Origin of the sequence: Hymenobacter jejuensis (genome assembly GCF_006337165.1) — a bacterium.
GTDB classification, from domain to species: Bacteria; Bacteroidota; Bacteroidia; order Cytophagales; family Hymenobacteraceae; genus Hymenobacter; species Hymenobacter jejuensis.
On record NZ_CP040896.1, the window covers coordinates 2732398 to 2753363 of the forward strand.

Genomic DNA, 20966 nt, shown 5'->3' on the forward strand with positions numbered 1-20966 from the left:
CCGGCTTGAGCTATTAAACCCAGCCGGCCAAAACGCGTCCAAACAGCGAACCTTTGTAGCTCGCTATGACGACGACGCAACAGCATTTGCAGCATTTATACTGGCGAGCCGGTTTCGGTCCGTTGCCGGAGGAGGTAACAAAGATGGGCTCGATCAGGAAAGCAGTGCACGCGCTGTTCCGAGTCTCCGATAAAGTCGAGCCGCTCGATAGCCCGACCATGCACTTCGCCGAAGCAAAGGCCACAATGGCCGCTTCCGCGACTGTGCCAACGATGGATTCGCAGGTGGCCGGCATGCGGACTACGCCAGAAGCTTCGCTGATGCGGCGCGGCCTGACTCCTGAGCAGCGCAAGCTCGATAATGAGCAACGACGCGACGCTTTTTATGCCATGAACGTGGGCTGGCTTGACCGTATGGCCACGTCGCCGGCGCAGCTGCGCGAGAAAATGACCTTCTTCTGGCACGGCCACTTTGCCTGTCGGGTGCGGCAGCCGGAGGCCGCGTTGCAACTCAATAACACCATCCGGCGGCTGGCGTTGGGCAAGTTTGGTGATTTGCTGCTGGCCGTTTCGCAAGAACCGGCGATGCTGCAATTCCTTAATAATCAACAAAATAGAAAACAGCATCCCAACGAGAACTTCGCGCGGGAAGTGATGGAGTTGTTTACGATTGGGCGCGGGCACTACACCGAGCAAGATATAAAAGAGGCAGCCCGCGCCTTCACCGGCTGGTCGGACGACGAAAACCACCAGTTTGTGTTTCGGGCCCGGCAACACGATGATGGGCCCAAAACATTCATGGGCCGCACGGGCAATTGGGGCGGCGAAGATGTGCTCAAAACCCTTTTGGAGCAGCCCCAAACGGCCGAATTTATCACGACGAAGCTCTACCGCTTTTTCGTCAACGACGTGCCCAATCCGGCGCACATTCTGCCGCTGGCCAAGTCATTTTACCAGAGTCAGTACGACATCAGCTTGTTGTTGGAGCGCTTGTTTACGGCCGAATGGTTTTATGACGCTGCCAATATGGGCAACCGCATCAAGTCGCCGATTGAGCTGCTGGCTGGCATCAAGCGTACGTTTGGTTTGCAACTTGATGATAATAAGCTGTTTGTGACTTTTGAAAAAGCGTTGGGCCAAACCTTATTCGAGCCGCCCAACGTGGCCGGCTGGCCCGGCGGCCGCAGTTGGATTGATAGCTCGTCGTTGGCGATTCGGCTGCAATTGCCTCAGGTATTGTTTCGAAATGCCGAGTTTCGGATCGCCCTCAAGGAAGATGAAAACGATATTGCGCCCACGGTGCCGCGCGCGGAGCGCACTTTCCGCCAGCCCGTGAAAGCCCATGTTCGGCTGGCGCCGCTCACGCAGCTATTGGCTGGCACAGCGCCGGCCGAGCAGCCGGCTAAGCTGAGTGCTTTTCTGCTGCAAACGCCAATTCGGCCCGAAAATCTGGCTTTGATACAGCAACAGGCTGACCGTGCGCCGGCCGACGACCGCTTGCGCGCAGTGATTACCAGCCTGCTGGCTTTGCCGGAATATCAGCTGATGTAGAAACGCGTTGCGTGCCCTGACTTTCCTGTAATTCCTCAACTTGAGGCGGTAAGCCGCTTCTCATGTCGTTGGTTATGCCTACTTCCCGTCGCGATTTTCTGAAAACTTCGGTGCTGGCCAGCTCGCTGCTGTTCGTGCCTAAATTCCTGCATGCACTTGATCGTCAAGGGCTAACACGAATGCGCGACTCCAACGGGCGGCGCTTGGTGGTAGTGCAGCTGGGAGGGGGCAACGACGGCCTGAATACGATCATTCCGTACCGCAACGACCTGTATTACAACGCGCGCCCTACGCTCGGCATCAAGCCGCAGAGTGGCATTCTGACGCTGGAGAAAGATCTGGGTTTCAATCCGGCCATGACGCGCCTGAAAGCGCTCTACGACGAAGGGCACGTGGCTGTGCTCAACAGCGTGGGCTACCCCAACCCGGATCGCTCGCACTTTCGCTCAATGGATATCTGGCAAAGTGGCTCAGCATCAGATCAATATGTGGCTACCGGTTGGCTGGGGCGCTATCTGGATTCAAACTGCCCCGGCTGCGAACTCCCTTACAACGGCCTGGAAGTAGACGACACGCTGAGCTTGGCGATGAAGGGTAATGTGCGCAAAGGCTTAGCACTCAAAAACCCCGAGAAATTTCACCAAATAACTCAGAATCAGTTGATTGCTAAAATCAGTGGGGAGAAGGCCAATACGGGCGGTTCGGAGCTGGATTACCTCTACAAGACCCTGACCGAAACGGCCTCGTCGGCCGAATACTTGTACCAGACTTCCAAAGTATACAAATCCGGCGTGTCGTATCCCAACACGGAATTTGCGAAGAGCCTGAAAACCACCGCCGAACTGATCAACAGCGGCATCGAATCGCGGGTGTTTTACGTGTCGCTTTCGGGCTTCGACACGCACGTGCGCCAGCAGGAACAACAGGCGAAGCTATTGGGCAATCTGTCGGAGAGCCTCGGAGCTTTTGCCGAGGATCTGCAAAAAAGTGGCGAGTTTGAGAATACGCTCGTGCTGGTGTTTTCAGAGTTTGGCCGGCGTGTGTCGCAAAACGCCAGCAACGGCACCGACCACGGCACGGCCAACAACGTGCTGCTGCTGGGCGGCGGATTGCGGCAAAAAGGCGTGCTCAACGATGCGCCAGACCTGCAAAATCTCGACCAAGGCGACCTCAACTATCAGGTGGACTTCCGCAGCGTTTATGCCACCGTGCTCCGCGACTGGCTACGCGCCGACGATACAGTCATTCTGGGTCAGGAATTTGCGCGGCTCAGTGGTTTAGTGTAATTATATAATTAACTGATTATAAATTAGTTATATTCTGAAGCTTAGGCCTAAGAAATACTCGCGGTCGATTTCGCGGGTAAGGGCAAGGTGAGCGCCGCCGTCGAGAATTACGTTGTCGCTGATGTTGAACTGCGGGCCCAAGTTGACGGACGCCTGCCACGACGATTGGCGTGTATCCCACTGCCCCACGATTTCGACGAAGCTGGAAAACTTCTTCGAAAACTCGTAGTCGATGGCCGAGCTGGGGGAGACGCGCACGAAGCGCTCCCCAGCTTCTGAGTCGTAGCGCAGGTCGTTTTCCAACTGCACCTGCAGGTTGAGCTTCTTACTAAAATCGTAGCTGTAGGGTATAATAAGCCCGTATTCTGCCTTTTCGTTGCCGACGTTGCGCCCAGCCGGCAGGCGCACGTAGCCGACTACCGCCAGCGCGCCGGGCTTGCCGTGCTCGCCCAGGATGCTGCGCTTCAGCCGCAACGTGACGTCGCCGAAACCTTGGTTGCGTTCGGGTTCCTGTTGTTCGTCCCATTGTTTTTCCCACGAATACGAGTCGATACCGACCTGAAAATCCATGCGCTGGGTAAGGCCCAGCTTGATCAGCGCGTGGTTGACGTTGAAATCGCGCTCGCGGTGCTGCTTGTCCCGGCTGTTAATCAGCCGAAACAAGTCCGTCTCCAGCTGAAAATGCCCGGCATCGACGGTATAAGGGCTTTCGGTAACGCCCGGCCGGTCGGGGCGCAGCTCCTGCAACGAGTCGCGCGGCACGGGCCGGAAAAGCGTGTAAAACTTGCCTTTGGCCGGAGTCGAGCCTAATTCCTGCGCCTGGCTGCTTTGGGGCAAACCCATGAGCATGAGTACGAGCAAGAGCAACAGCGGAGTACAACGTGCTTTCATAGCGGGGAGAGGGGAGAGGTGGTGCCGCCTCTTACGCGCCCCGCCCAATTCTGTTAGAAGGGCACAATCACTTTCAGGCTGAAATTGCGGCCCGGATTATAAATCCCGCGCCGACCTGAGGCAGAAACCGCATAGTATTCGAAGTATTTCAGCCGGTTTAGGTGCGACTGATAAGCGATGTCCAATATGTTGTCCAATTGGATAAATAATTGACATACAGACACTTGCTGTCGATTTGTAAAGGTAGTGCCTGCGCCGGCATTCAGCAGCACATAACCTGGGGTGCGGGTTTCGGTGTTATCGACGGCGTAAAAGTGATTTTGGGCCGCATAGTACTCAGCACCGGCCCGGAAATACATTTTGTCGAGGCCTTTGGCGGGCTGCGCGAGCGTAATGCGCACCTCTGAGCGCGTGTGCAGCGGCGGAATCAGGGGCAGGTATTTGGCGGCGCGCCCGTTGGTTTCGAGCAAGTGGTGGTCTTTGTTGAGGCCATTCACCAGGGCAAGGCTGTTTTCAAACGCCAGCCACCGCGTGCTTTGCGGATGCAGATTGATCGTGGCTTCCAGACCATACAGCCGCGCCGCCGACTGTTTGTACTGGTACGTCGTGTTGCCCGGCACAATCACTACTGGCTGGCCGTCAGCATCATAGAGCTTGGCTTGGTAGATGTAATTGCGAATGTGATTGTTGAACAGCTCCAGACTGGCATCTAGGTTGGGCCGGTAAGTGGTCAGGCCCAGGTCTTCCTGAAGGCTGAACTCGGGGGTAAAACCACGATTGCCGAGGTACACAATATGCGCACCCGGGTCGAGGCCGTTGGAGCCGACCTCAGTAATGTTGGGCGCCCGGTAGCCACGCGCGATGTTGGCCTTCAGCAGCAGTTGCTCCGAAAAATTATAGGTAGCGCCTAGGCTGGCCGAAGCCCCGCGGTACAACTTCCGAAAAGCCGGAAACTGCGGTGCGAGGTCGATGCTGGGCCCGACGCGCTGGGCGAACCCCGTAGCCGGGTTCGGGCCGACGAAGAACGCGTCCCAGCGCAACGTGCGGGCATCGTAGCGCAGCCCGCCCGACAAATCGAGCTTGCCGAACGCTCTTTTGAGGAAGACGTAGCCGCCGGCATCGAACAGGGCGTAGCTCGGAATCGGGAAATCGGTGGCGTCGCGGGTGCGGTTGCGCTGGTACATGCCGTTGGCACCCAGCGTCGTTTCGAGGCCCTGCCAACTGGGCAAGCTGTAGCGTAAGTCGTAGTTGAAAGTCGTAAGTGCCACATAAAGACCGGCTTGCTGTGGGGCGGTGGGGTGGTTGAACTCGCGCCGCACGTTTTGCTGAGCGCCCAGCAAAGCCGTCAATTCCTGCTGGCCGAGCCGTACTTGGCTGCGCGTAAAGAGTCGATAATGCTGGATGCGTTGGTGCAGCGCGCCAATGGAATAAGAGCGTAAACCGTCCTCCGTGACCACGGGCCGCTGGGTGAGGTTATCGCGATCTAGCTCGAAAATCTGCTTGGTGAAGCGGCGCGAAAGCGAATCGCGGCTGCCATCCGGTATTTCCTGGCGGTTGTCGTAAAGTGTTGTATACCAATGCGAAAACCACCTGTCTTTCGTAATGCCCGCCATACCCGAAAGCATCAGCTCGCGAAATGCTGTGCCGTACACACGCCCATCAACGCGGTTTTGGTAGTTGGCCGCAGTCTTCTGAGAAGCCCGAAAAGCATATTGCCAGTCGCGTTTGCGGTACGAAAGTCCAGCCGACGTGCCTACCATACCGTTGTTGGAATGATATTCGGCCACGGCATCGCCTACTACTGCGCCTTCCGGGCCGTTGGGCGTAGCCGGCAGCAGGTTGATCACTCCCGCCACGGCATCGGAGCCATAAATCAGGCTAGCGGGCCCTTTTACCACTTCCACCCGGTCGATGTCGTACTGATCCACTTCCAGTCCGTGCTCGTCGCCCCATTGCTGACCTTCCTGCCGTAGGCCGTTGTAGAGCGTTAGTACACGGTTGTAGCCAAGGCCCCGGATGAAGGGCTTCGAAATATTCGGCCCCGTCGTGACGGCGCTCAGGCCGGGCACACCCTTCACGGCTGCATCTACGATGTTGCTGTTGCTGTTCAGGTTCATTTGCCGCTTGCTGAGTACAGCAATTGGCACGGGGCTTTTCCGAACCTCGGTGCTGCGCGATACGCCCGTAACGACCACTTCCTTGAGCCTGGAAGTAGTAGGTTGAAGCTTCACGTTCGCCTCTGCGGTTTGCCCATCGGCAACTGTCAGGGAGAGCCGACTGGTTTCGTAACCCAGAAATGAAAATACCAACTCGTGCGAACCAGCCGGAATGCCGGCCAAAGCGAATTCACCGTTGCGGGCCGTCGTGACGCCCAATGTGCTGCCCGGCACCACTACCGTCACAAATTCCAGCGGCTGCCCCGCAGCTGTTACCCGGCCCTTAATTGCACCAGTTTGGGCAACTGCCTCTAGTTGGCTGATTATCAGCATGAACGCAGTCAAGAAAAAGAAATAGACCGTTTGCATTGCTGAATTGGATTTTAAGTTGGGTTTAAAATAATATTTAGACTCATCTAAATATTACAGCAAAAAAGAAGCGCAATAGCCAAGATGGCTACTGCGCTCAGCTACTTAACCCGTAAAAGTTTTAAGCAGCAAATAGGCGTTCAGCAGGATAATGATGCCCGACACAATCCAGGCCAATACCTGCACGACGGGCTTGTTGGCAAACACGCCCATTTTGGCCTTGCTGCCCGTAAAAACCACCAAGGGTACCACAGCAAAGCTAAGTTGCAGTGAGAGAATGACTTGACTTAGCACCAGGAGTTCGCCCGTGCCTTTTTCGCCGTACAACAACGTCACGATAAAAGCCGGGATCACGGCAATGCTGCGCGTAATCAGGCGGCGCATCCACGGCTTGAGTTTCAAGTCCAGAAAGCCTTCCATCACAATCTGGCCGGCTAGGGTACCCGTGAGAGTGGAGTTTTGGCCCGAGGCCAACAAGGCAACGGCAAACACAGCGCCCGCCGCCCCGGCCCCCAACACCGGCGCCAGCAGCTTGTGCGCAACGCTGATATCCGCCACGTCGTGGTAGCCGTTGCGATTGAAGGCGGCTGCGGCCAGAATCAGAATAGCAGCATTGACAAAAAAGGCCAGAAACAGCGCCACCGTCGAGTCGATGGTGGCGAATTTGATGGCCATGCGCCGGCCGGCTTCGGTTTGCTCGATGGCACGCGTCTGCACGATGCTGGAGTGCAGGTATAGGTTGTGCGGCATCACGGTAGCGCCCAAAATGCCGATGGCAATGTAGAGCATTCCCGGATTTGTGACTACTGCGGGTTGCGGAACCAATCCTTTCGCAATGCCCAGATAATCAGGGTGCGACACAATGATCTCGTATAGAAAGCAGCCAAAAATGATCACAATAAAGCCGGCGACAATGCTTTCCAGCACCCGAAACCCCTTGCTTTGAAATAACAGCACCACCAGCACATCCAAGATGGTAAGCACGACGCCCCACGTAAGCGGCAGCCCAAACAGCAGGTTCAGGGCGATAGCCGATCCGATGACTTCGGCCAGGTCACAGGCCGCGATGGCTACTTCGCAGAGCACCCACAGCGTCATGGCTACAGGCTTGGAGTAATGGTCGCGGCAGGCCTGGGCCAGGTCGCGGCCCGTGACAATGCCGAGCTTGGCCGCCAGATGCTGCAAGAGCATGGCAAACAAGTTGGAAATCAGAATAACCGAAAGCAGCGTATAGCCAAAACGGGCGCCACCGGCAATATCCGTCGCCCAGTTGCCGGGGTCCATGTACCCGACGGCCACCATCAGACCCGGTCCCCAAAAAGCCATCAGCTTGCGCCAAAAGGAGGCATCTGCCGCCGGCACCTTAATACTGGCATACACCTCCGACAGCGAATTGGCGCGGCGAGCATGACGCCAACCCGCCTTCGACTCAGCAACGGGGACAGCAGGTGGAGTTTGTATAGCTGGAGGCATTGACTCAGAAGTATTGGAAGCCACTAAGTTCGCAAATTTAGATGAGCCTAAAATATTTTTTAAGCTACTTTAAATACAGGATTTTGACAAAAAAGTTTCGATTTCGGGACGATTCAGTTTTTTACCGGATTTTTGTCGGCCCGTTTGGGGTTTAGTCCTCCACTATGTCATTGAACAAAACCAAAAACCGGCTTGGCCTTCTCTCATTGGTCGTAAGCGCCGTGCTGGTCGCCATTAAGTTTTACGCCTACTACCTGACCAAGTCGCAGGCCGTGCTCACCGATGCGTTGGAGTCGATTATCAACGTGTTTACCAGTGGGTTTGCGTTGTACAGCCTGTACTTGGCCGGGCTGCCCAAGGATGAAAATCACCCCTACGGCCACGGCAAAATCGAGTATCTGTCGGTAGGGTTTGAGGGCGCTCTGATTCTGATTGCGGGCGTGTATATATTTTACAGCGCCACCGTGGCGCTGCTGCATCCGCACCCTGTCGCTCGCCCCGATTCGGGCATTGCCTTGCTTGGCGCGACCGCACTTATAAATCTGGGCGTGGGCTTCGTGCTGGTAAAATCGGGCAAAAAGCTCAGCTCGGTGGCACTGGTAGGCGATGGACAGCACTTGTACCTCGATGCCGTGAGCACTTTGGTGTCGTGCGTGGCACTGGTATTGGTGGCTGCTACGGGCAACGTGCTGTTCGACTCCGGTGCGGCCTTGCTGTTGGGCTTGTTTATTGTGGTAAACGGATTTCGCATGGTGCGCCGCTCGGTATCGGGGCTCATGGACGAATCGGACGTGGACATTGTGGATCAGGTGATTGCCGAATTGCAGCGCTACCGCCAGCCGTCTTGGATTGATGTGCACAACCTGCGCGTGCTGCGGTACGGCGCCAATCTGCACATCGATTGCCACATCCAGATGCCTTATTACTTCAGTCTCGAAGAAACGCACAACGAACTGAACAAGATCGAAGATCTGATCAAGCAGCGCTTTGATGTAGAGGTCGAAATGTTCGTGCACGCCGACCCGTGCACGTTTGCAGCCTGTTCGCTCTGCCACATGACCGAGTGCCCCGTTCGCCAGCACGCCTTCCGTCACGAAATCACCTGGACACTGAGCAACGCCGTGAAAAACGAACGTCATCATCTCGGCGAACCGGTTGAGGGGTAGTTAGATAGCTTGTTTTCTCTTTTTCAACTCCCGTCACAACGGGTGGAGATGGCACGAAAAATAAAAGGGGAAGGCCACCGCAAGTTTCTGCGGCGACTGGGGCCTAAGCAGTAGCAGCGCCTTTCCTGGTGCAAATGCTTCTCTCGGGCGTAGCCCATTCCTACTTCTTGCCCATGACTTCCCTGCTTGCTTACGTGGTTTGGAACCCCGACCCCATCCTTGCCCAGATTGGCCCACTCACGCTCCGCTGGTACGGGCTGCTGTTCATGTCGGGTTTTGTGGTGGGCACCCCAATATTCCAGCACATTTTCCGGTGCGAGAACGTGTCGCCGCGGTGGGTGGAGGTCTTGACCCTCTACGTGCTGGTGGGTACCGTGGTGGGCGCGCGCCTGGGCCACATCTTCTTTTATGAACCCGACATCCTGCTGAAAGACCCGCTGGAAGTGTTTAAAGTCTGGCACGGCGGGCTGGCTTCGCACGGGGCGACCCTGAGCATTCCGCTGGCCTGCTGGCTGTTTGCTCGCCGCCACCAGTTCGATACCCTCTGGGTGCTCGACCGCATCGTACTAGTGGTCGGTATTGGCGGGGCGTGCATCCGGCTGGGCAATTTCATGAACTCCGAAATTGGGGGCTATCCCACCACCGTGCCGTGGGCCGTGGTGTTTCCGCGCGACACCGAGCACCTGCTGCCCGCCACCCGCCCGCTGCCCGCCGGGGCCGTGCTGGTGGCCCTCCCCGTACGCCAGCCAACGGGCGAAATAAGCCACTGGATATTGCCCGCCGCGGCCATCGGCCCCGACGCGCTGATGGCTGTTCCGCGTCACCCCACGCAACTCTACGAGTCGCTATATTGCGTGCTGCTGGTGTCGCTCCTCTACTATCTCTGGAACCGCACGAAAGCGCGCACCCCGCGCGGGCTACTGCTCGGCCTGTTTCTGGTGCTGTTGTTCACCCAGCGCTTCCTGGGCGAATTCCTTAAGGAAGCCCAAGTGGATTTCGAGAAAGACCACCTGCTCAACCAAGGCCAATTGCTCAGCGTGCTGCCGATATTAGTGGGCCTGTGGCTGCTATGGCGCGTCGGCAAAGACCCGAAAAATCCGTACGGCCACGCCCCCCGCGATTTGGACGAACCCTTGCCAACTGAGCGGGTAGTTGCTTCTTTACCAGTTGGAAGCAACAAGTAGCGGCTCCATTGATTTGCTTTGCACGAAAACGGCTATCCCATGGTCCTTCAGTCAATTTGCGTGTGAGTTGTTCCCCCACCGACGCCGAGCTAGTGGCCCAGCTTCAGGCGGGTAATGCGACAGCTTTTCGCACGCTCGTCGAACGGTACCAAGCACCCGTATACCGTACGGCTCTGAGCCTGCTGCGCTCCCCCGAAGAGGCCGAAGACGTAGCCCAGGAGGTGTTTGTGGAAGTCTATCAAACCATTGCCCGGTTTCGGAGCGAGGCCGCCCTCAGCACCTGGCTCTACCGCCTGGCTACCTCTCAAGCGTTGAAACAGCGGCGAAAGGCCCGGACTAAAAAGCGCTTTGCCTTCCTGACCACCTTGCTGGGGACCCACCACGAAGTGCTGCACGAGCAGCCCGATTATCGGCACCCTTTGGCGCTGCTGGAAGGCCAGCAGCAACAGCAGCAACTCCTTGATGCCATCGCGCGCCTCCCGGAAAGCCAACAAGTGGCCTTTACCCTGCGCCACGAGCAGGAGTTAAGCTACGAAGAAATTGCCGCTGTGCTGGACACCAGCCGGCCGGCCGTCGAGTCTCTGCTGTTTCGTGCGCGGCAAAGCTTGCGCAAGTTTCTCCATCCTCATCTCGCCTAACCCGCCATGTCCGACCAGTGGAACCTTCCCGAAGACGACGAAGCCTGGACCACGCTGCTGCGCTCGCTGCCGCAAGGCCAGTTAGAACCTCGCCCCTTTTTTTTTGCCCGGCTCCAGGCCCGCTTGGCCACCCAACCACCGCTACTCGCCTTGCCCACGTGGCTGCGTCGCTCGGTTTACGCCTTTTCCTTGGCCGCTTTGGTGCTGGCCTTGAACGCAGACACGGCGCTGTCTGCCATGCCCTAACGGCTCCCGCCGCCTAAGTCGGGGGAACTCATCAGGAATTCGCGTTGCCCACGGTCAAGAGTGCTTAGCTGTAAATTCGCCCGTTTGGAAGAAGAACCCGCGCTAGAGCAGCGCTTCTTTCGGCGGTGAGGAGATCTCTCGTGTCTCAGGATGATACTATTTATTTAAATACTTGATTATAAGATACTTACTGAATTACCACTCGCTGCGAGTATTGACGTTGGCCGTCGCGTAAGCGGAAAGCATAAACGCCTGACTGTAAATCATTTGTTGGAATGCTGAGCTCGGTTTGGCCTTTGGGCCAAGGGAGCGTGCGCACCACCCGACCCAGCGCGTCGCTTAGCTCCGCAGTGCCGCTGCTGGCAGATGGGGAAGGAAGGCGCACAAAAACCGTTTGCCGCGCCGGATTGGGCCATATCTGAAACGCAGTGGCTTTGGCTGCAACCGTGGGTAATGCCACGTAAGACCGGTTTTCCAAGACAAGAATGCGGTCGTCGGTAGCGGCTGGGGTGCCGCGGCCGTCGCGGTTGCTGGTGCTCACGTACACGCGCCCCTGCGGCGACACGCAAATGGCCCGTAAACGGCCAAAGGTGTTCAAGAAATCAGTGGCAGCGCCAACTGCGCTGCCATTGGTAGTAAGAGGCAACTGCACTAGTTTAGAGGCTTTTAGCGCTACTGCCAGCAAGTTGTTGCGCCACTCCGGAATCGCTGGCGAATCGTAATACGCAAGGCCTGCGACCGCTATAGTCGGGCCCCAGCTATAGAGCGGCGCGCGTACGTTGTTGGCCGTACAGAAAGCCTGTTCCTCCGGCAAGTTGCAGTTGCCTTCCACCGTCGGCCAGCCATAATTGCGGTTCGGCTCGATAAGGTTGAGTTCATCTTCGGCATCCTGGCCGTGTTCGGTGCTGTAGATCAGGCCGTTGCCAGCCCTGACAAGCCCTTGCGGATTGCGGTGGCCGTAGGAGTAAGTGGGGCTGCCGGCGATAGGGTTGTTAGCCGGAATGCTGCCGTCGAGGTTTAAGCGCAACACTTTGCCATTCAAAGAGTTGACGTTCTGGGCTTCGGGCCGTAGCTGGGCGTCGCCGGTAGTCATCAGAATGGTACGGTCGGGAAGGATGAGAAGCCGCGAGCCGCTGTGCGTGGTCGTGGCCGTGATGTTGCCGAGCAACACCTGCGGATTGCTCAGCGAACCCGTGCCCGCCGCCGAATACGTGTAACGCACCAGCTTTTCCTTGTAGCCGTTGTCGTTGTAATTATACACGATGTACAGGTAGGGCGAAGTCGCAAAGTCGGGGTGCAGCGCCATTCCGAGCAGGCCACCTTCGCTGCTAGTGGCCACGTCGGGCACGGTTAGCAGCGGAATCACCTCGCCGGATGTAGGATTGACGCGGCTGATGCGTCCGCCGCGCTCGGTCATCCAGATGAAGTTATCGGGGCCCCAAACCAGTTCCCAAGGTACTGCCAGGTTGCCGGCCAGGGTAGAAACGGTAATAGTAGTAGCTCCTACAGGAAAGGTAGTGGTCTGAGCCTGAACAGGTAGCGCTAGGATAGAGGCGACTAAAAACAAAAAGGCGGCGAAACATTTCATAGGTAAATCGCTGATAGTGAACGGAAAGGTTAGCTTAAGAAACTAACGCAAGAATCCGCTTTCCGGATGGGCTTGGATACAACCTTGTGCGGGTTAGATTTGCTATTCTTCGTTTTGCTTTCCCACGCTGCTCATGAAAAAATTGTTACCCTTGCTTGGGGTCGGTGCCATCTGCTTCGGGGCAGGCGCTTTGGTACCCCGCCCCGCCGACGTACCAGCCATTACGATACCTATGGTGCGTGCCGCACAAGAGCTTATCGGACTGAGTTTTACGGATGCTCAGATCGATTCGGCGCAACGCAACCTCACCCAGTATCGGCAGAGCTACGAGGCCTTGAGCAAGCTGAACATGCCTAACAGCGTGGCGCCGGCCGAAGTATTCAATCCACAGCCACTACGCCTGCGCCAGTCGTTGGCCGGCGCCCCAACCGTCAGCGCCGGCAAGCTGCCCGACGCGCCCAAAGTAAAGCTGCCCGCTAACCGCGATGACTTGGCGTTCTTCACGGTGCGGCAACTGGGCGAATTGCTGCGCACCAAGCAGATTTCTTCAGAAGAACTGACGCAGTTTTTTATCGCGAGGCTGAAGAAGTATGATCCTAAGCTGCTGTGCGTAATTACCGTGACCGAGGACTTGGCATTGCAGCAAGCCCGGCAGGCCGACCAAGAAATAAAGGCTGGCAAATACCGCGGGCCCCTGCACGGGATTCCGTTCGGTGTCAAGGATTTATTCAGCGCCAAAGGCTACAAAACTACCTGGGGTGCAACGCCTTACAAAGACCAGATCCTCGACGAAGACGCTGCCGTTGTGGAGCGTTTGCGCAATGCCGGCGGCGTGTTGGTGGCCAAGCTCACGCTAGGCGCGCTGGCACAGGGCGACGTATGGTTTGGCGGCAAAACCAAAACTCCCTGGGACATCACGCGGGGCAGCAGCGGCTCGTCGGCGGGCTCGGCGTCGGCCGTGGCGGCGGGCTTGTTGCCGTATGCCATTGGTACTGAAACACTTGGATCGATCGTGAGCCCGAGCACGGCGTGTGGCGTAACGGGCTTACGGCCTACGTACGGTCGCATTAGCCGGGCGGGTGCCATGGCTTTGAGTTGGACGATGGACAAAGCCGGCCCTATCACGCGCTCGGCTCAAGATTGCGCCATTGTGTTTGCTGCCTTGGCTGGCCCCGACGCGCGCGACCCAGCCACCATGCAGGCCCCGACGCCTTTCAAATACGCTTTCGATACCAACATCAAAAAGCTGCGTGTTGGCTACCTCAAGTCCGCTTTTGAAGCCAATTACCCCACCAAAGCCAACGACCAAGCGACGCTGGACATGCTTCGTAAGCTGGGCGTAGAGTTGGTGCCGCTGGAGCTGCCCACGCTGCCTGCCTCCGCCATGCGCCTGTGTCTCACGGTGGAAGGCGCGGCGGCATTTGATGAACTCACCCGCTCTGGCCGCGATGCGCTGCTCGTTGGGCAGAACCGCAACGACTGGCCCAATACGTTTCGCTCCTCGCGCTTCATCCCGGCCGTTGAGTACATCCAGTCGCAACGAGCCCGAACGCTGCTCATCGAGCAAATGGACGAGAAACTGCGCAACCTCGACCTGTACATCGCGCCGTCGTTCAGTGCTAGTCTAACCATCACCAACCTCACCGGGCATCCGGCGGTGGCGGTTCCTAATGGCCTCACTGACAAAGGCTTGCCCACGACCATTACCTTCACCGGCCAGCTTTACGAAGAAGGCAAGTTGTTGGCTCTGGTGAAAGCTTATCAGGATGCTACGGACTTCGACGAAAAGCACCCGCCGCTGAACTTCTGAGTATGCCTGTTCCTTATACCTGTGTGCACCCCGATGGTGGGTTTGTAGTCGATACCAGCCGTGAGCGGCTGGACGTGCCCGTCATCCATCGGTATTTGGCCCAAGAATCATACTGGGCCCAGAACATCCCACTCGAAACCGTGGAGCGAGCGCTTGATAATTCGCTCAACTTTGGTTTGTATACTGCTGATGATCAATTAGTTGGATTTAGTAGAATTGTGACCGATCGTGCGACCTTTGCGTGGCTTTGCGACGTATTTGTACTGCCGGAATTTCGCGGCCAAGGTCTGTCGAAATGGTTGATGGAGTGCGTGTGGGCGCACCCTGAGTTGCAGGGAATCCGACGCCGGATGCTGGCCACCCTCGATGCCCACGGCCTGTACATGCAGTTTGGTTTCATGCCGCTGGCAAATCCCGAACGGTATCTGGAAGCCCGGCTGCCTAACCCTTATGGGGTACCGACTGCGAATTAATACATTGATAGTCTACTTTTTATATAATTTCTGTGATCGCTACTACTACCACCCTTCCTGCCCGCTGGAGCCGCCTTACCACGCCGTTGGTGAGCGACGTGGCCGTTCGGCAGGCCATGCTTCGGCAGCTAACAGAAGCGTACGACTCATCGAGCCGCCACTACCATACATTTACGCATATCCGCAACGTGCTTGATGACTTGGAGCGCCACGCTGCTCAGCTCCAAGATCCGGTAGTGGTACAGTTGGCCGTGTGGTTTCACGATGCCTTGTACAACCCCATGCGCGACGATAACGAAGCTCGGAGTGCCAGCATGGCTCAGGAGTTTCTGGCGCATACCAACCTGGCCGCCGCCCGCCGCGAGCGGGTGAGCTACCTCATTGAGCGCACCAAAGACCATACGGCCCCTCAGCCTGCCGCCGATACCGATCTGCACCTGCTGCTGGACGCCGACCTGGGAATCTTGGGCGTTTCGGAGGCTGATTACTGGCAATATGCCCGCCAGGTGCGGCAGGAATACCGGCTGGTTCCCGATTTTATGTACCGCCGCGGCCGTCGCAAAGTGCTCGAAAAGCTGTTGGCCGCGCCGATTATTTATCATACCGCCGATTTCCGGAATAAACTGGAAGTACCAGCTCGTCGCAACCTCAAAGCCGAATTGCGCGCTTGGGAGCAGGGTGGGATTTAGCTACCAAGGCTACCAGGCATGTAGTTGGTTGCATGTGCCAGTCCTTGCCAGAAGCTGTGTACTTTGCACCTCTCGTACATTTTCTTCTCTGATGCGCCTTACTTCTATTGCCTGGTTGTGGCCTTGGTTGCTGCCTGCCGCCGTCGTTGCTCAATCTCAGCCAACGCCTGCTCCCACCTCCCTTGCCCCGCTGACGGTGGAGAAAATCATGCGCGATCCGGCGCAGTGGATAGGTACTTCGCCTTCCAACGTGTCGTGGGGCGAAGATGGTAAGCACATCTATTTCAACTGGAACCCCGAAAAAGCCCGCCGCGATTCGTTGTATTCGGCCACGCCCGACGGCAAAACCATTCGCAAAGTAAGTCTGCGCGAGCAACGCGCCTTGCCGGCAAACAACGGCGCATACGATCGGAAATACGCTCGAAAGGTTTACGAAAAGGAGGGCGATATCTACCTGCTGGAGCTGAAATCCAACAAAATCCGGCGCGTGACCAACACCGCCGAGCGCGAGTTTGCACCGGCGTTTGCCCTGCAAGACCAGCTTATTAGCTACACGCGCGGCGGCAACCTCTTTACTTGGGACCCGGCTACTGGCGAAACCGTGCAGCGCACCGATTTCCGCAAGGGCTCAAAGCCCGGCAACGGACAGTCGGGCGAGAAAGCAGACAAATTCCTGCGTGATCAGCAACTATCTCTCTTTCAAATAATTAAGAAAAAAGATCAGGATCAAAAAGATCGGTCGCGGGCGCAGAAGGCCTTGGCGCGCTTGCGGCCCAAGGCAATATACATAGGTGGCCAAAGCGCAGATAATCTGCAACTTAGCCCCGATGGTCGGTATGTAACTTACACATTGGTGCAGGAGGCCAGCGGCGATCGGGTGGCCGTAGTGCCCAACTTCGTGACTTCTTCGGGCTTCACGGAGGAAATTCAGGCTCGCACTAAAGTTGGCTCTCCACAGGCCACTTATCAGTTGGGTCTGTATGATATCGGGCGCGATACCACCTTCATGGTGGGCTATACGGGCCTTAAAGGGCTAGATGAGCAACCGGCGTATCGTAAAGAGTATCAGGTTAAAAGCAAGCCGCAAACTGCCACTGACACAAGCAAAACGGCCGCTAAGAAACCAGAAAAAGCCGGCGAGCTGCGCCGGCTGGCCCCATTTGGGCCGTTCTGGTCGGACAACGGGCAGCGGGCCTTTCTGGTGTTGCGCTCGGCTGATAACAAAGACCGCTGGCTGGTTTCCCTCGATCCGGCAACGCAGAAGCTCACTTTGCTCGACCGCCAGCGCGACGAAGCCTGGATCAACGGTCCTGGTATTGGCTATGAAGCAGGTAACGTTGGGTGGATGCCTGATAATCAACGCATTTGGTTTCAAAGCGAGGAAAGCGGCTATTCGCACCTCTACACCGTCGATGTGGCCAACGGCCAAAAGAAAGCCCTGACCAGCGGCAAATTTGAAATCCAGAGAGCCCAGCTCAGCCGCGACAAAAAGACGTGGTACCTCACGGCCAACAAAACGCATCCGGGCGAGCAGCACTTCTACAGCATGCCTGCCAACGGCGGGCCCCTGACGCAAATCACGACGCTGCCAGGAGCCAGCGAAGTCACGCTGTCGCCCGACGAGAAAACGCTGGCCGTGCGCTATAGCTACAGCACCAAGCCGTGGGAACTATACGTCATGCCCAACAAAGCCGGGGCCAAAGCCAAACAGATCACTAGCTCGCTCACCAGTGAGTTCAAAAGCTATGCGTGGCGCGAACCGGAAGTTATCAGTTTTAAAGCTCGCGACGGCGCCGACGTGTACGCTCGCTTGTACCGGCCCGCTACGCCGCAGGCGCAAGGCCCAGCGGTGATTTTTGTGCATGGCGCGGGCTATTTGCAGAACGCCCACAAATGGTGGAGCCAGTATTTTCGCGAATACATGTTCAACAACTTGCTGGTGGAGCACGGCTACACGGTCCTTGATATTGATTACCGTGGCTCGTCGGGTTATGGGCGTGAGGTGCGCACGGGCATCTACCGCTACATGGGCGGCAAAGACCTGAATGATCATGTAGATGGAGCAAAACTGCTCGTTGAAAAGTACGGTGTCAGTCCCCAACGCATTGGTCTTTACGGTGGTAGCTACGGCGGCTTTATCACGCTGATGGCAATGTTTACCCAGCCCGACGTATTCAAAGCCGGTGCTGCGCTACGCTCCGTCACCGATTGGGCGCACTACAACCACGACTACACCGACAACATCCTCAACGAGCCTTATAATGACAGCATCGCTTATTTGCGCTCTTCGCCCATCTACCACGCCGAAGGTCTGAAAGGTGCCTTGCTGATGTGCCACGGCATGGTCGATACCAATGTGCATTTTCAGGATATTGTACGCCTGACGCAGCGCCTGATCGAGTTACACAAGGAAAACTGGGAGCTGGCCGTGTATCCTGTGGAAAACCACGGATTCGAAGAGCCCAGCTCCTGGACCGACGAATACAAACGCATCCTGAAGCTGTTTGAAACGAATTTGAAACCGGGCGCCAGTGGCTCAGCCAGCGGCACAGGGCAATAGTTTGCGCCAAAGCTAGGAGATTGTAATAATATCTTTATAAGTATTTGATTATCAAATACTTATAAAGATATTATTTTGCTTCTTTCTTAGTATCAGCATTAGCATTCAGGCGGTAGCTCAGGGCCATGCTGAGGCTCCAAAAGTTGATGGGGTACTGGTCGTAGTAGATTTTTTCATACACACGACCGTTGAGAGTTACGGCCAGCCGGTCGCGGTTGAGGCCAACTTCTACATAAGGTAATACAGTACCCACGAATCCGCCTATAAAGGTGCTTTGGTTGGCTTCATAACTATGTGATAACAAGGATTTTATATTCCAAAAACTGTTTACCTCATAGCCGCTGCCTACCAAAACCTGATAGTACCGTCCGATAGGCAGATAGCCACGCAGCCCACCTTGCAAATAGACGTGGGTGCCATGCCATTCAAACCTGTTGTAAGAACCGGCAGAAGCAAACGCAACAGGTTTTGGGCGGCCAAAGCCCGAAACCAAGAATGCGCTGTGTAATGCCAACCGCCTTCCTGCATTCACCACGTCGAGGTAACCTCCTCCCAGTAAGTGCATGCGGCCGTCGGCGTTGAGCCCCGCAAGCGCACCTCCGTTTGATCCACCAAAACGAACGGAGTTGTAACGCCCACCCATTACTGCCCCCATGCGGATGACTGATGCCGTACGGTGGAGCTTGTCGGTAATAATTTCTTGTCCGGCCTGCCGCTCAGCTGAGCATTGCGTGTTATAAGCCTGGACTACAAGTTTTAAACCGGCGGCCGTAAAAGGAGCTTTCTCCGATGCTTTGACAGCGGCTTCGCAATCGCCAAAATATAGCAGTAATTGGCTTTTATAATTGTTGCCATCGGCAATGTACGTGCTTCCACCTCGTGAAGCTAGGTAGTGGCGCTCAGCCATTTCTAAGTAGGGCTGGCCTGGACGCTGCACAAAAAAATGCTTCGTTTGATCCAGCGACACACCCAATAACGAAGCGGGACCTTCGATCAGCACATCAGCCAAAAGCGAATCGGGAAGCTGGCGCCGGGGCTGCACTACTGTAAGATGCTCAAGCCGGGTTTCAGCGTATCGGTCGACAGGCAACAGAACACGGCGCAAGAGCCGGCCAGTAGACAAGCACACACTGCTTAGTTTTTGCGCGGGGTAAGATATCACGTGGTCCGTTGCGGTGGCCCGGAAACGTACCGCAGAAGGTGGATCTTCCCAGAAAGCATTTTCTACTTCACCCCGTAATGTATCACCGTGGCTTAAAACAATATACCCCGATTCAAATACCTGACAATGAGCGAGTTGGCTGTGACAAAGGAACAATAAGCAAATTAGCAATGTCTTGTGCATAGAATATAATTTATTCGTTGCAAAACTAATAAAATAGCTTTATTTAGCTGTGTTTAATATAAAATTATTTAGTCTCTGGGTTGCACTTTCTTTAGCTTTTACGGTGTAATCTTTAGAACCGGTATTCGGCCCTTAGCTTTGGACAGATTGTGAGCCAAGCTAAATTAATACCGCCTAATTAATAGGCGAAAAGCGTAGCTTTGCGGTCCGCAGTGTGCTCAAGCGCCTCAGCGGCTAGGCTTTATTTCACCGATAACGAACCAAATGCCTTATCTCTTCACTTCCGAATCTGTATCGGAAGGCCATCCCGATAAAGTAGCCGATCAAATTTCTGACGCCATTCTCGACGAGTTTCTGCGTTTGGATCCGGAAGCCAAAGTAGCTTGCGAAACCATGGTTACCACTGGTTTAGTAGTAGTGGCCGGCGAAGTAAAATCGAAAGCGTACGTCGATGTGCAAACCATCGCTCGCAACGTGATTCGCCGCATTGGCTATACCAAAGCCGAATATAAGTTTGAAGCCGAATCATGCGGTATTCTGTCGGCCCTGCACGAGCAGTCACCGGATATCAACCAAGGCGTTGAACGCCAAAGCCCTGAGGATCAAGGGGCTGGTGATCAGGGCATGATGTTCGGCTACGCCACTCGCGAGACCGAGAATTATATGCCATTGGCGCTGGATTTGTCGCACCGCCTGTTACGTGAGCTTTCGGCTATCCGTAAGGAAGGCCAAAGCATGACGTATTTGCGGCCAGATGCGAAATCGCAGGTGACGATTCGCTACACCGACGATAACAAGCCCGAAGCCATTGATACCATCGTGGTAAGTACCCAGCACGATGATTTCGACGGTTCGGAAGAAGCCATGCTGCAGCGCATTTCCGATGATATCAAAACCATCCTGATTCCTCGGGTGAAAGCCGGTCTTGGGCAGGAAGTATTGAAGTTATTTAACGATCAGATTACTTACCACATCAACCCAACCGGGAAGTTTGTAATCGGTGGCCCGCACGGTGACTCTGGCCTCACGGGCCGGAAGATCATTGTGGATACTTACGGTGGCAAAGGAGCCCACGGCGGCGGTGCTTTCTCGGGTAAAGACTCGTCGAAAGTCGACCGTTCGGCCGCGTATGCTGCCCGCCACATCGCTAAAAATTTGGTAGCGGCCGGCGTTGCTGACCAAGTGCTTGTGCAGGTCGCTTACGCTATCGGTGTTGCGAAGCCTGTAGGGCTTTACGTGACCACCTACGGCACCACCAAAGCAAAAGGTGCTGACGGAGAACTGCTTACAGACGGTGCAATTGCTGAAAAGGTAAACGCGCTGTTCGATATGCGCCCTTATGCCATCGTGAAGCGCTTCGGTTTACAGAACCCCATCTTCGGCGAAACGGCCGCCTACGGCCACATGGGACGCCAGCCAGGTACAAAAGAAGTACAATCCACTAACGGCGGTTCCAACACCTACGAAACCTTCACTTGGGAGAAGCTCGATTATGTTGACCAGATCAAAGCAGAGTTTGCCTTGTAACGTCAGCAAGTAGTT

The 20966-nt window shown here is 56.0% G+C and carries 16 protein-coding genes; 11 read left to right on the plus strand and 5 right to left on the minus strand.

Annotation, left to right across the window (positions count from 1 at the left end):
* Positions 1-65 precede the first annotated feature (65 nt).
* Together FHG12_RS11240 and FHG12_RS11245 are read left to right on the plus strand one after the other, a co-directional pair.
* A complete protein-coding gene (locus FHG12_RS11240) occupies positions 66-1550 on the plus strand; it encodes a DUF1800 domain-containing protein (protein ID WP_139515816.1) in 1485 nt (494 codons plus the stop codon).
* 74 nt (positions 1551-1624) lie between these two features.
* Positions 1625-2836, plus strand: coding sequence for a DUF1501 domain-containing protein (locus FHG12_RS11245; protein WP_139515817.1), 1212 nt, complete (start codon positions 1625-1627; stop codon positions 2834-2836).
* Between the two features lie 27 nt (positions 2837-2863).
* Here the strand turns inward: FHG12_RS11245 and FHG12_RS11250 are convergent, their stop codons facing one another.
* The 3 genes from FHG12_RS11250 to FHG12_RS11260 form a co-directional block, all read right to left on the minus strand.
* On the minus strand, positions 2864-3727 hold the full coding sequence (locus FHG12_RS11250) for a transporter (RefSeq protein ID WP_139515818.1): 864 nt from the start codon (positions 3725-3727) through the stop codon (positions 2864-2866).
* A gap of 53 nt (positions 3728-3780) precedes the next feature.
* The gene (locus FHG12_RS11255) at positions 3781-6216 is read right to left on the minus strand and encodes a TonB-dependent receptor (RefSeq protein ID WP_230471097.1); all 2436 of its coding nucleotides are present in this window, start codon (positions 6214-6216) and stop codon (positions 3781-3783) included.
* 141 nt (positions 6217-6357) lie between these two features.
* Positions 6358-7725 (minus strand): Nramp family divalent metal transporter, encoded by a 1368-nt coding sequence (locus tag FHG12_RS11260; RefSeq protein WP_139515820.1) that lies wholly within the window; start codon positions 7723-7725, stop codon positions 6358-6360.
* 164 nt (positions 7726-7889) lie between these two features.
* Here FHG12_RS11260 and FHG12_RS11265 point away from each other — a divergent pair, with 164 nt between their 5' ends.
* From FHG12_RS11265 to FHG12_RS11280, 4 genes are all read left to right on the plus strand, one after another.
* Positions 7890-8891: a cation diffusion facilitator family transporter gene (locus tag FHG12_RS11265; RefSeq protein WP_139515821.1), complete on the plus strand. Its 1002-nt coding sequence runs from the start codon at positions 7890-7892 to the stop codon at positions 8889-8891.
* A 173-nt stretch (positions 8892-9064) separates the two neighbouring features.
* Positions 9065-10075, plus strand: coding sequence for a prolipoprotein diacylglyceryl transferase (lgt, locus tag FHG12_RS11270; RefSeq protein ID WP_230471098.1), 1011 nt, complete (start codon positions 9065-9067; stop codon positions 10073-10075).
* A 62-nt stretch (positions 10076-10137) separates the two neighbouring features.
* Complete coding sequence (locus tag FHG12_RS11275; RefSeq protein WP_139515822.1) at positions 10138-10713, plus strand: RNA polymerase sigma factor; 576 nt, start codon at positions 10138-10140, stop codon at positions 10711-10713.
* A 6-nt stretch (positions 10714-10719) separates the two neighbouring features.
* Positions 10720-10959 carry a hypothetical protein gene (locus tag FHG12_RS11280; RefSeq protein WP_139515823.1) on the plus strand — a complete coding sequence of 80 codons (240 nt, stop codon included), beginning with the start codon at positions 10720-10722 and terminating at the stop codon, positions 10957-10959.
* Positions 10960-11146: 187 nt separating this feature from the next.
* On the opposite strand, the gene FHG12_RS11285 is transcribed toward FHG12_RS11280, so the two are convergent.
* Complete coding sequence (locus FHG12_RS11285; RefSeq protein WP_139515824.1) at positions 11147-12547, minus strand: PQQ-dependent sugar dehydrogenase; 1401 nt, start codon at positions 12545-12547, stop codon at positions 11147-11149.
* Positions 12548-12680: 133 nt separating this feature from the next.
* Here FHG12_RS11285 and FHG12_RS11290 point away from each other — a divergent pair, with 133 nt between their 5' ends.
* The 4 genes from FHG12_RS11290 (at position 12681) to FHG12_RS11305 (ending at position 18079) form a co-directional block, all read left to right on the plus strand.
* Positions 12681-14357 carry an amidase gene (locus FHG12_RS11290; protein WP_139515825.1) on the plus strand — a complete coding sequence of 559 codons (1677 nt, stop codon included), beginning with the start codon at positions 12681-12683 and terminating at the stop codon, positions 14355-14357.
* A 2-nt stretch (positions 14358-14359) separates the two neighbouring features.
* On the plus strand, positions 14360-14830 hold the full coding sequence (locus FHG12_RS11295) for a GNAT family N-acetyltransferase (RefSeq protein ID WP_139515826.1): 471 nt from the start codon (positions 14360-14362) through the stop codon (positions 14828-14830).
* Positions 14831-14862: 32 nt separating this feature from the next.
* Positions 14863-15519: an HD domain-containing protein gene (locus tag FHG12_RS11300; RefSeq protein ID WP_139515827.1), complete on the plus strand. Its 657-nt coding sequence runs from the start codon at positions 14863-14865 to the stop codon at positions 15517-15519.
* 91 nt (positions 15520-15610) lie between these two features.
* Entirely contained in the window at positions 15611-18079 is a 2469-nt protein-coding gene (locus FHG12_RS11305; RefSeq protein ID WP_139515828.1) for a S9 family peptidase, read from the plus strand.
* Between the two features lie 70 nt (positions 18080-18149).
* Here the strand turns inward: FHG12_RS11305 and FHG12_RS11310 are convergent, their stop codons facing one another.
* Positions 18150-19424 (minus strand): hypothetical protein, encoded by a 1275-nt coding sequence (locus tag FHG12_RS11310; RefSeq protein WP_139515829.1) that lies wholly within the window; start codon positions 19422-19424, stop codon positions 18150-18152.
* Between the two features lie 264 nt (positions 19425-19688).
* Here FHG12_RS11310 and metK point away from each other — a divergent pair, with 264 nt between their 5' ends.
* Positions 19689-20951 (plus strand): methionine adenosyltransferase, encoded by a 1263-nt coding sequence (gene metK, locus FHG12_RS11315; RefSeq protein ID WP_139515830.1) that lies wholly within the window; start codon positions 19689-19691, stop codon positions 20949-20951.
* Positions 20952-20966: the final 15 nt, after the last annotated feature.

Excerpts from the sequence above, each read along its gene's own strand:
- FHG12_RS11240 (WP_139515816.1), top strand. The coding sequence starts at position 66 with ATGACGACGACGCAACAGCATTTGCAGCATTTATACTGGCGAGCCGGT.
- FHG12_RS11245 (WP_139515817.1), top strand. The coding sequence starts at position 1,625 with ATGCCTACTTCCCGTCGCGATTTTCTGAAAACTTCGGTGCTGGCCAGC.
- FHG12_RS11250 (WP_139515818.1), bottom strand. The coding sequence starts at position 3,727 with ATGAAAGCACGTTGTACTCCGCTGTTGCTCTTGCTCGTACTCATGCTC.
- FHG12_RS11255 (WP_230471097.1), bottom strand. The coding sequence starts at position 6,216 with ATGCTGATAATCAGCCAACTAGAGGCAGTTGCCCAAACTGGTGCAATT.
- FHG12_RS11260 (WP_139515820.1), bottom strand. The coding sequence starts at position 7,725 with ATGCCTCCAGCTATACAAACTCCACCTGCTGTCCCCGTTGCTGAGTCG.
- FHG12_RS11265 (WP_139515821.1), top strand. The coding sequence starts at position 7,890 with ATGTCATTGAACAAAACCAAAAACCGGCTTGGCCTTCTCTCATTGGTC.
- lgt (WP_230471098.1), top strand. The coding sequence starts at position 9,065 with ATGACTTCCCTGCTTGCTTACGTGGTTTGGAACCCCGACCCCATCCTT.
- FHG12_RS11280 (WP_139515823.1), top strand. The coding sequence starts at position 10,720 with ATGTCCGACCAGTGGAACCTTCCCGAAGACGACGAAGCCTGGACCACG.
- FHG12_RS11285 (WP_139515824.1), bottom strand. The coding sequence starts at position 12,547 with ATGAAATGTTTCGCCGCCTTTTTGTTTTTAGTCGCCTCTATCCTAGCG.
- FHG12_RS11290 (WP_139515825.1), top strand. The coding sequence starts at position 12,681 with ATGAAAAAATTGTTACCCTTGCTTGGGGTCGGTGCCATCTGCTTCGGG.
- FHG12_RS11295 (WP_139515826.1), top strand. The coding sequence starts at position 14,360 with ATGCCTGTTCCTTATACCTGTGTGCACCCCGATGGTGGGTTTGTAGTC.
- FHG12_RS11305 (WP_139515828.1), top strand. The coding sequence starts at position 15,611 with ATGCGCCTTACTTCTATTGCCTGGTTGTGGCCTTGGTTGCTGCCTGCC.
- FHG12_RS11310 (WP_139515829.1), bottom strand. The coding sequence starts at position 19,424 with ATGCACAAGACATTGCTAATTTGCTTATTGTTCCTTTGTCACAGCCAA.
- metK (WP_139515830.1), top strand. The coding sequence starts at position 19,689 with ATGCCTTATCTCTTCACTTCCGAATCTGTATCGGAAGGCCATCCCGAT.